The 11,142-nt window shown below is 43.4% G+C and carries 7 protein-coding genes; 3 read left to right on the top strand and 4 right to left on the bottom strand.

Annotation, left to right across the window (positions count from 1 at the left end; translation table 11 throughout):
• Positions 1-512: 512 nt before the first annotated feature.
• Both F8N35_RS00030 and F8N35_RS00025 read left to right on the top strand, forming a co-directional pair.
• On the top strand, positions 513-3,569 hold the full coding sequence (locus F8N35_RS00030; protein WP_293049314.1) for a TonB-dependent receptor: 3,057 nt from the start codon (positions 513-515) through the stop codon (positions 3,567-3,569).
• Positions 3,570-3,586: 17 nt separating this feature from the next.
• Positions 3,587-5,275 (top strand): RagB/SusD family nutrient uptake outer membrane protein, encoded by a 1,689-nt coding sequence (locus F8N35_RS00025; protein ID WP_293049313.1) that lies wholly within the window; start codon positions 3,587-3,589, stop codon positions 5,273-5,275.
• A 278-nt stretch (positions 5,276-5,553) separates the two neighbouring features.
• Here the strand turns inward: F8N35_RS00025 and F8N35_RS00020 are convergent, their stop codons facing one another.
• The 3 genes from F8N35_RS00020 to F8N35_RS00010 form a co-directional block, all read right to left on the bottom strand.
• Positions 5,554-6,162, bottom strand: a complete 609-nt coding sequence (locus tag F8N35_RS00020) for a hypothetical protein (RefSeq protein ID WP_293049312.1) — start codon at positions 6,160-6,162, stop codon at positions 5,554-5,556.
• Between the two features lie 35 nt (positions 6,163-6,197).
• A complete protein-coding gene (locus tag F8N35_RS00015; RefSeq protein WP_293049311.1) occupies positions 6,198-7,169 on the bottom strand; it encodes a pectinesterase family protein in 972 nt (323 codons plus the stop codon).
• 151 nt (positions 7,170-7,320) lie between these two features.
• Positions 7,321-9,291, bottom strand: a complete 1,971-nt coding sequence (locus F8N35_RS00010) for an alpha-L-arabinofuranosidase C-terminal domain-containing protein (protein WP_293049310.1) — start codon at positions 9,289-9,291, stop codon at positions 7,321-7,323.
• A 217-nt stretch (positions 9,292-9,508) separates the two neighbouring features.
• Between F8N35_RS00010 and F8N35_RS00005 the strand changes: the two genes are divergently transcribed.
• Positions 9,509-10,972, top strand: a complete 1,464-nt coding sequence (locus tag F8N35_RS00005) for a sialate O-acetylesterase (protein ID WP_293049309.1) — start codon at positions 9,509-9,511, stop codon at positions 10,970-10,972.
• A gap of 80 nt (positions 10,973-11,052) precedes the next feature.
• On the opposite strand, the gene F8N35_RS14545 is transcribed toward F8N35_RS00005, so the two are convergent.
• The gene (locus tag F8N35_RS14545) at positions 11,053-11,139 is read right to left on the bottom strand and encodes an IS3 family transposase (RefSeq protein WP_363928360.1); all 87 of its coding nucleotides are present in this window, start codon (positions 11,137-11,139) and stop codon (positions 11,053-11,055) included.
• Between the last annotated feature and the right edge of the window lie 3 nt (positions 11,140-11,142).

Raw genomic sequence — 11,142 nt, 5'->3', positions numbered from 1 at the left:
TAAAATTCTTATCACCTACTTATTTAACCATTAGCTTCAAATAAGGAGCTGATTACAGTTGTACACACCTATACAAATATATAGGTGTGTTAAGAGATTGTATTGGCATTGAAGTAGATGCGCTGACAGTTGAGATGCCTTTTTGTATAGCTCAATAGTAAATATTTTAACCTAAAATTTATACGCCAATGAAAGAGACTCCCCGGTAATCAACCCCACCCAAAAGAAAAGCGGAACAATGTTGCGACCATTGCTCCGCCCGTATCAAGCAACACCCCCTTTGTTTACGAATACTGACAGTTTAGGCAGTATAATAGCGGTGTATCGTTTTGATAGTGCAAAGATAATCATATTTTTACTGAATTGATTTGATGTAAAAATAACTCTCCTTCATTCTTTTTGAATGATTCTGAACAATATCATTATTTCAATTGATCAAATTATAAATACTCATGAATCACATAAAAACACATTTCTTACGGCTGTTTTTGTGCTCCCTATTTATGTCTTTTATGACAGTAGGGTTTGCACAACAAGGAAGCGCTCATAAAGTAACTGGAACCGTAGTTGATTCTAGCACAGGAGAATCACTCCCAGGTGTAAATATTATTATTTTGGGCTCAAAAATTAAGACCGGAGTTATTTCTGACATTGACGGTCGATTTACTATCAACGTATCTCCGGATGCTACCTTAGAATTTTCGTATGTTGGATACCAAAAAAAGAATGTTGCAATAGCCAACAAATCTGTTTTGAACGTAACTCTCGAATCTGATGTAAAAAAACTTGATGAAGTTGTAGTTGTCGGTTACGGAACCATGAAGAAGAGTGACCTGTCGGGTGCTGTATCTTCGGTTCGTTCCGATGCTCTTAAAAACTTAGCAACCAGTGATGCTGCCGCTGCTATTCAGGGTAAGGTTTCCGGTGTTCAGGTTTTGAGTAATTCGGGAGCTCCCGGTCAGGGGGCATCGATCCGTGTACGTGGTTACTCTTCAAACTCGGGTAGTATCGGGCCGCTTCTTATTGTAGATGGTCTTAAGGTTGACAACATTCAGTATCTTGATCCGTCTATGATTGAATCTATGGAGATATTGAAAGATGCTGCTTCTGCTGCTATTTATGGTGCAGAGGCCGGTAACGGTGTTGTTTTGATCACTACTAAATCAGGAGCTAAAGGTACTTCAAGCATTTCATATGATGTCAATTTAATCAGTCAGAGCCTTGGTAGGCATGCAAAACTTTTCAACGCACAGGATTTTATTGCTTACAAAACATTGTCGGGTCTTCCTATCCAAAATCAGTTAACACAAAATAAGTACGATGGAACAGATACCGACTGGTTCAAAGTAGTATTTGGTCCCGCTTTCAGCCAACAACATACAGTTACGTTTCAGGGTGGAAATAACCAGGGACACTTTTTCACCTCACTGAACGTAACCAACAACAATGGTATTGTAAGAGGTGACAAAGATGTTTATAAACGTATTACAGGCCAGGTTAATGCTGATTACAACATCAAACCGTGGTTACAGATAGGAGGCAACAACTCTTTCGAATATTGGAATACGAAATCAGTTAGCCAGATGTCTCAGTATGGTTCATTGATGAACTGCGTGATGCAAATGGATCCGTTAACTCCTGTTTACTATTCTTCTCCGGATCAATTTGCTTCAGGAACGCTTCAGGCTTATAATGCAGGAAAGAATGTTCTCAAAGACCCAACCAATGGGCTCTACTATGCGACTTCGAAGTATGTGATCGATAATAATGGTAATCCATTGCTTCAAAGAGATCGTACGGACGCTTCAAGTGGCGGTATTAACCTCCGTGGTATACTTTACGGAAATTTCAAACCTGTTAAGGGACTTGTAGTTACTTCTCGCTTTGGTTACCGTGTGTCACAAAGTACTTCTCACAGTTATAGCACCCCGTATTATGCCACATCTCAGGCAAATAGTAATGACTATAGCATCTCGGCAAATGCAAATACCAGCTACTACTATCAATGGGAAAACTTCGCCAATTACAATCTTACCATAGATAAGCATAACATTACGGCAATGGGTGGTATGTCTTATATCGAAAATAACTGGGATAATGTTAGCGCCAGCGCTTCGGGTCCGGATATCTTGAAAGGATACGATGCCAATTTCCGTTTTCTCGACTATGTGAATAGTAATGACAAAACCGTTAAGAGCTTTGGTAATACTCCCGGTAAATCGTCTCAGATGGGATATTATGGACGGTTAAGTTATTCTTATGATAACAAATATATGATTCAGTCTAACTTCCGTGCCGATGCATTCGACTCTTCTAAGTTGTCCAAAACAAACCGTTGGGGTTATTTTCCATCATTCTCTGGAGCCTGGACCGTCAGCAACGAAAAATTCTTCCAGAATCTTATTGATGACAAAATTCTCTCTTTCCTGAAAGTTCGTGGATCGTGGGGACAGAATGGTAATATCAATGTACTCAGCGGTTATCAGTATAGTACTACCGTCAATTACAATGGTTCATGGTATCAGTATGGTGTAGATAATCCATCTCCATCATATGGTTCGTCTCCTTCGGGTTTGCCTAACCCCAACTTGAAATGGGAAACTTCAGAACAGTTAGACTTTGGTGTTGAGATGAGATTTTTGAAAGACAAACTCTCTGTGAATGCTGGCTACTATAACAAAAAGACGAAAGACCTTCTCGTATCCATTGCTCCGGTTGCGGAAGTCGGCATAGGTAGTACTACTATTAATGGAGGTAATGTTCTTAACCGCGGTTTTGAATTCGATGCAACATGGAAAGATAATATCGGTAAAGATTTTACCTACTCTGTAAAGGCCAACTTGACAACCCTACACAATGAGGTTACTTACCTCGATCCTTCGATTTCCCGTATTTCCGGTACTTCAGCGGGTAATAACGATATTTACACAGCATTTGAGGTTGGTCAACCAATCTGGTATTTAAGAGGTTATAAGTATTTGGGCGTTAACCAAAAAACAGGTGCACCTATCTACCAGACTAAAAATGCAGATGGGGTGCCTACTAGTAATGATATGACCAAAATTGGTAGCGGAATTCCTAATATCACATACGGTATTAACATTAATCTTGCTTATAAAGGATTCGATATGAATATGTTTGGCACAGGAGTAAGTGGCAATAGCATCTTGAATATGGCTTATCGTGCTGATTCTCCAATGACTAATTCATTGAAGTACTACTATGACCATGCCTGGACAACAACCAACACAAATGGTTCTATGCCTGATCCGGCAAAAGTAGTTAACTCTAGGATATTCTGGAGTTCTTCAGCTTCGATATTCAACGGTGCTTATTTCAAAATCAAACAGATACAGTTAGGTTATACCCTTCCTGCATCGGTTACCAAGAAGTTACTCATCAGCAAACTGAGATGCTATGTATCTTTGGATGACTTCTTTACTTTTGCAAGTTACCCTGGAGGCGATCCTGAAACTGCTACTACTACCACCGCTTCCTCAGCAGGCTTTGATATGGGTACATATCCTGTGTCTAAGAAGGTTACATTTGGTTTAAACATGACATTTTAATCTAAATACTTAAGAATATGAAAAAATATAATATACTGTTCTTGCTATGCGTGCTTCTGTTTACTGCATGTAGTGAGGATAAACTTGATATTGCACAGAATGGTGTTATTGATATCAAAAATTTTTATATAACGGATGCCGATGCGCAGTCGGCACTTGTTGCTACGTACGCCGATTTTGCTCAAAATATCGGTGGTAACGATGGTATTTATGTTCCGTACAATGTAATGTTCAACTACCCTGCAGATAATATTCTTGCAGCTGGTGCATATTATACAGACAACGACGGGCAAGCCTGTATCAATGAATTCCGTCATACTACACAGACCGCGGTAGTTAGCACAATGTACAAACGTTTCTACTGGGTTATCTATCATTGTAACCTCGTTATTAATAATTTCAAATATGGGGTTAGTCCTATAAAAGACCGTTGTATTTCTGAAGCAAGGGTAATGCGTGCATGGTGTCAAATGATGCTTGCTATGGGATGGAATAATCCTCCACTTGTTGAAACGGTGCTGGGAGGCTCTGACAAACCGGGGAACTATGAGAAAGGGCATGATGCCATGCTTCAATGGTGTGCCGATGAGTGTGCCGATGCATCAAAATATCTTGACGAGCGTAAAGCTACAACAGATAAAGATGGTGCTGTAAAAGTTACCAAAGGTTTTGCCTGGACGGTTCAGGGAAAAGCTCTCCTCTACAAAGGGGATTATGCCGGTGCAAAAACAGCTCTTAAAAAAGTAATTGATTCTGGTAAATATGCGCTTGTTTCCGGTGATCGTTGGGCGAGTCTTTTCCACATCGCCGGTGACGGTTGTGAAGAAAAAATATTCGAGACCAACCTTATTAACAATAGCAGTATTGGTGACTGGGGTGGAAAAATTCAACGTTCTACCTGGATGGAATCGAACTATTGGGGCTGGAGAACCGATCGTTTGGCAAGTAAGCCGGTGTGTCAGGATGACGCAGGATGGGGCGGTTTGGCTGTTGAAGAAAATTTTGCCAAGGAGTTTGCTGCAAACGATGGAGCTTCTTATCGTCGCATAGGCACAATGGTCTCTTATGATGAGTTCCTTTACGACTCGTCTGTCGGTTGGGTTACAGATACTGTTGGAATGACCCCTGCTATGAAAACAGTAGATAAGAAGAGAGGTATCAAAGACAATAATGGTCTTTACGGAAATAACTTATATCTTCAGAAAAAAAATATCGTTGCTCCGGGTGACCGTACAACCAATTGGTACAGATTCAACAACTTCATCATTGAAAGATATGCCGATGTACTGCTTATGTATGCTGAGGCTTGTGCCAATACCTCGGATGACGGTAGCGGTCTTAAAGCTCTGACAGATGTTCAAAAACGTGCAGGTTCTGCACATGTCAGCACTACATTGACTTTGGCTGATGTGAAGAAAGAAAGAAATTACGAATTGTGGAATGAGGGTGCACGTTGGATTGACATGAAACGTTGGAATGAGTTTGACAAGGCCAAAACTGCCGGCGAACATATTCCAACGCTGAGAGATCATTTCTTCGATGCAGATCCAGCTACAAAGACTGCCACTCACGTGGGATATGTGACTTATTCAGAGCCTAATGCAGCTATAACTCATGGATTCAAGGCCGGAAAGCACGAATGGTTCCCATATCCGTTCAGTGAAACCTCAATCAATCCTAACATTAAGCAAAATCCGGGTTGGTAATAATGATGTAGTCCTGAAAAAGCATTACAGTTATTATTAGGACAAAATCACTATAATTTAAGAAATAGTTGTCGGGCTAGCCCGACAACTATTTTTGTTTTATAAGTACTGTAAAGATGATTTAAGCCGTCCTTACAGGACTTAAATCCGTTCGTTTCTAACTCTATTTCAGTACTAGACAATATTCAAAACAAAAAGGTTGTCCCGAAATTCCATGAACAACCTTTTTGTTTTTCAAGCGATAGGGATGTCGATTGTCCCTTTCTCTATAGTTAAGCTTACTTCTTCCGCGGATCCTGATTAAGTAAACTATACATAAGCGTAGATATTTTCGATATCTTGTAAGTCGCCATATCAGGTCCGAAATAGAAACGAAACATCATATCTTTTCCTGTGCGAATGGCTGCCAACATCTCCGGCGTAGCACGAACAACAAAGTTTGTCACTATCCAGTTTTGATGGGTAGTCGATATGGTTTTCCGCTGCTTTCCGGTCGCCGTAGAGTCTTTAGTAATGGTTGTTCTCTCTCTACTCCGTTCTTCATCAAAGATATCGGACAATTGAATTTCAAACTGTTTACCATTGGCCTTCATAAAGCCCTTAGGTTCGAGGCCAAAACTATTAGTTTCTCTCTCTATTGAAAAATAGAAAGTAACAGAGTCACTTTTGGCAGTTACAAGCCTACTGCATTTAATGTCTGCATCTCCAATATCACTTCCGTACTCAGCATTACTTTCCGATTCCGTCAGCGTATATCGATGCGTATTTGTAAATTCATCATAAACATGATAGCCCGGCACTAAGCTCAGACAACCGGACAGCCCGATTGCCAACAAAATAAAAACAGAAGCAACGGCCGGTTTTACACTCACATTAAATTTCCTCATTAAATTATATCAATTAGCTAATTAACAAATTCTTATCATTTCGCCCACTCACCAACCCCAGGTTCCGGCGACGGCAATGCCGCAGCAAGTACTTTTTCTTTGGTATAATTAGCGGCTTCTTTTTTGGTGAGTTGATGGCTCCAGGCTACCCGTTGTGATGTGGAAGCTCCTTCTCCGTTGTTTTCAAATTCGGCATAATAGGCCGTCTTGTCGCGGGTGGTTTTGTCCCAGTTTACCCAGCCTGCAGGAGCAATGTGTTTACCGATGGCGCAATGGATATACACCACACGGGCATAATCGCGCCAGGGACGCCCCAAATAGGCTTTATTGACTCCTTCGGCGGCAGTCAGTTTACACTCGTTGAACACAAATCCATATTTCTTGCCTTGGTTGGTACTGGCAGCAGTCACATACGAGTTGGTTTTGCTGTGGAGCGTGCACTTTTCAAAATAGGCAGTGGCTGCTCCGAATATAAAGTCGGTAGTACCTTCTATGTAGCAATTGCCAAAATAGTCGCGACTGGTTTGTCCGGCCAGATAAAGAGTATCCTGATTGCCCAACAAACGGCAGTTTACAAATGCACAACGGTCGCCCTCCACGTGCAATGCCACGGCCTGCCCTACCGGTCCGGCAGAATTTTCAATCGTCATGTTTTCGGCATGGAAATCATCGGCTTCCACCAGCAGGGTGTAAGTATAGAACGTACTATTGCGTCCACGATTGATCTTATCGAAATGATCGCCATAGGTGAGAATAGTTTTTTCGGCACTCTCTCCTATCAGGCGTAAATGAGGATTGCAAGCCGGCACTTTTACTTTTTCGTTATACACCCCGTTTTTAATAAAAATGGTGATCGGGGAATCGGGGAATGCCTTACTGGCATCAACTGCTGCCTGAATGGTCGTAAAATTACCACTACCATCCTTGGCCACTACAAAGTCATACTTCTGAGCCCATGCCGTAATACCAGACATCGTTATCAGAAACAAAATGAAGATCCGTCTCATATTTTCGTTAAAATTAAAGGCAGGCAAAGATAAAGATTATTTGTCAGCGCCTGTTTAAAAAATTAAGGCTGACAAAAATCACTTTCTGCCAGCCTCCTCAAGTGTTAACTAAAGCTCAATCTTATTTCATTTATTTTTTACGTTTAAATACCTATAAACCAATCCGGTAAACGGCAAACGAATAGGGAGCCAGTTCCGCCTTAATGGTTTTTCCTTTCGGTGAGAACGACTGTACTTTGGGAGACAGTGCAGCAGGGTTTTCAATCGAGTTGACCTGCTTCATATCACCGCTCTGCATCACGGTAAGCGTACCGGTTTTTGCCAGTTTGGCCGCTCCTTCCAGTTGAATATCCTTCACAGCTTTATTACCTGAAGCATTGACAATTTTCACGATCAACTCTTTGGTTTTGGTATCGATCACGGCGGAGGCATAAATGCTGTCCTGACCGGCAACCACATCCTTTCCTAAAGTTATTGGAACCACCTTGTTTCCCTTGTTGGTGGAATAGAGTTTTTGCACGTAGTAACTCGGCGTTCCGTACGAATGAAGATTGTCGTACCAAATCAGATCGGGAGCCCATTGCCACCCTTCCAGATGTGCAAACAATGGTGCATACGAAGCCATACTCACCACTGCGGCATTACGTTCCAGACCTGTCATAAACGCGGCTTCGGAAAGAGCTGCTTTCCAGTTATTGCGCGCTGCCCCCACAAACGAGTTGTCACAATGCGACGCATATTCACCGGCAAAAACCTTGCTGCCTGTGCGTGGATAGTTGTCGTAACGACGGGCATTGGAGAGGAACCATTCGGGGGAACGATAGTAGTGTTCGTCGATCAGGTCGGCATTCATTTTGCGCAATTCTCCGTTCAGGTAATCGAAACGATCGCCGCTGGGATCGGTACCCGAACTATTCACCAGCTTAAAGTCAGGATATTTGTCTTTGATCGCTTTGGTGAATATTTTGAGTCGTTCGACATACTGCGGACCCCAGTTTTCGTTACCCACGCCCATCATCTTGAGGTTGAACGGAGCGGGATGCCCCATCTCGGCACGCAGTTTTCCCCATTTGGTATCGGTGGAACCATTTGCGAATTCAATCAGGTCGAGTGCATCCTGCACATACGGATCTATTTGTCCGGTCAGAACCAACTCTGCCGAGTTGAACTGGCAAGCCATACCGCAATTGAGGATCGGTAGCGGTTCTGCACCAATATCTTCGGCCAGTTGGAAATACTCAAAGAAACCAAGACCGTAGCTCTGAAAGTAATCGGGTGTAGAGCGGTACGAAAATTCGGTGTTCCAGCGGTTGATAATCAGATGACGATCCTCAACGGCACCAACTGTCTTTTTCCACTGGTAACGTTGCGCCAAATCGAAACCCTCAACAATGCATCCACCCGGGAAACGGATAAAGCCTGGTTTCAGGTCGGCAAGCAGTTGCACCAAATCGGCACGCAAGCCTCCGGGACGATTTTTCCATGTATCGGACGGAAAGAGAGAAATCATATCCAGATCGATCTTACCGTCACCTTCAAACCAGATATTCAGTTTGGCTTTAGGATCGGTAGCATTCGACTTAAAAGAAACTGCTTGTTTGTGCCATTGATTGTCGGCCATTTCAGGTGTAAGAGACGTGCTTCCTAAAACTTCGTTTTGGGCATTTACCAACTCGATGTTCAGTTTACCTGTTGGTGACGACTGGCGATAAAGCACCGAAAACGTATAGGTGATATCTTTCTTAACTCCCATTCCGCGGAAGCCTTCATTTGTGAGACCGAGGTCGTGTCCGCTTGCTTTTTGCAGCAGCACCTGAAGATAACGTGGATTTGTATCCTCTTTTTCGGGACGGTTCACCACCTGCACGGCTCCTTCAACAAAGTTTTTCTGCTGCACTTTCCATCCCATCAGGGGCTTGGTAAACTCAAAAGAACGGTTTTTTACCAGTTCTGCATAGATGCCACCATCGGCAGCAAGGTTGATGTCTTCAAAGAAAATGCCCCACATGGTGGGCTGAATGTGGGCAATCGGCTTGTTGACCTGAACGGTCAGCCTGTTTTGTGCAGTCACCGAAAACAATGCAAAAAAGGCCAGCAATAGAAAGGTTGTTTTTCTGATCATGATAGGAATTTGTATGGCTAAAATAATGTGTGTAAAAATAACACTTATCAGGAAATAAACAAAGAGGGATAAAAATGTTTTAGGACACATTCGGGATATAGTTTTACTAAAGAATAACGCATTGTTCTTTAATTGGTATCAAAATCTATTGTATTATGCAAACAGGAGACAGATTAAGGTAATGTATTGGTACATTTGCAAATAAATTATTCTGATGATGAGAAAAACGTTTATTCTGTCTGTTGCTGTGCTGGCAATATTCCTGTCGGGAAGCCGGCTCCAGGCAAAAATTGTGCTGCCGAAAGTGATCGGACACAACATGGTGTTGCAACGTCATAAAGAAGTAGCTATCTGGGGCACTGCCGTCAAAGGAGAAACAGTGACAGTGTCGTTTGCAGGACAGCAAAAGCAAACCGTGGCGGGCGCCGATGGCAAATGGGAGGTAAAACTCAATCCGATGGAGGCTTCCGAACAGCCCCGCGATATGGTAATTGCGGCATCGGATACCGTTCGTCTGCACAACATTCTGGTGGGCGAAGTATGGCTCTGCTCGGGCCAGTCGAACATGGAATATGCCATGCGTAAAAACAGCAAGCTGTTCGACAAGGTGAAAGGTGCTCATCCCGCCGAAGACGATCTCCAGACTGCAAAGAATCCCAATATCCGTATCTTTTTGGTACGCCGTAAATACATGGCTCCCGACTCTACCCACCAAGGATGGGATGTGGCTGCCGGCAATCCATTGCGTGACTTTTCGGCAGCAGGCTATTTCTGTGCCAAAGAGTTGTATGCCAATCTCCACGTGCCTGTCGGCATGATTTCATCCGCCGTGCCCGGGAGCCGCATCGAACCGTGGATCGAGAAGAAACAACTGGAAGTTTCTCCAAAACTGCAAGACGGCACCACCTTAAAGCCTTTGATAAACGACGGCGGCGACCCCGGAAAATTTTACGACACGATGATCAGTCCGGTGATTCCATACACCCTGAGCGGATTCTTTTGGTATCAGGGCGAATCTGCCTGTTTCCTCAACGAAACCATACGTTATGCTTATAAGTTCAAAACGCTGGTCAACAGCTGGCGTGCCGACTGGAAGGATGCTGCCCTGCCCTTCTATTTCGTGCAGATAGCGCCTTACGCCTATTCCGCTGCCAAAGATGTACGCCCGCATACCACCGAAAACCTGCCCGAATTCTGGGAATCGCAGGCACTGGCTCTCAAATTGCCGAACACGGGCATGGCTGTTATCACTGACCTGGTGGACAGCGTGGCCGACCTGCATCCGGGCTATAAATGGGAAGTGGGTCGCCGACTGGCTTTGCTGGCGCTGAACAAAACCTACGGTATGACGGATATTGTGTGCAACGGACCGATATACAACGGCATAAAGATTGTACGCGATAAAATAGAGGTAGGTTTCACCAACACTGGCAGCGGGTTGGCAAGCCGCGATGGCAAACCACTCACCTGGTTCGCCATTGCCGGTGCCGACGGAAAATTTTACCCTGCCGATGCGGTAATCAAAAACAACAAAGTGGTGGTGGCCTCTCCCTTGGTAAAACATCCCGTCAAAGTACGTTTTGCATGGAACGAAGCAGCCCAATCCAACTTCATCAACAAAGAAGGATTGCCCGCGGCGCCTTTCCGCAGCGACAATCCCTGGGAGAATTTGTTTGAGTAACTCAGCTTAAAGATCTGAGTCAAAGCGAGGGCTTCGCTTGGAGCGAAGCCCTCGCTATAGGAACAAAGACAGATTAATACTTATATTCCTTGTAAAAGAGCTCGGTATTGCACTCGGCTCTTTCCTTTTAATCTAGATTTAATTCTTCTATTATTGTAATAATTAATGTA

The sequence above is a fragment of the Paludibacter sp. genome (assembly GCF_009712605.1).
Taxonomy (GTDB): domain Bacteria; phylum Bacteroidota; class Bacteroidia; order Bacteroidales; family Paludibacteraceae; genus Microbacter.
This window is presented reverse-complemented; position numbering and strand designations above follow the sequence as displayed.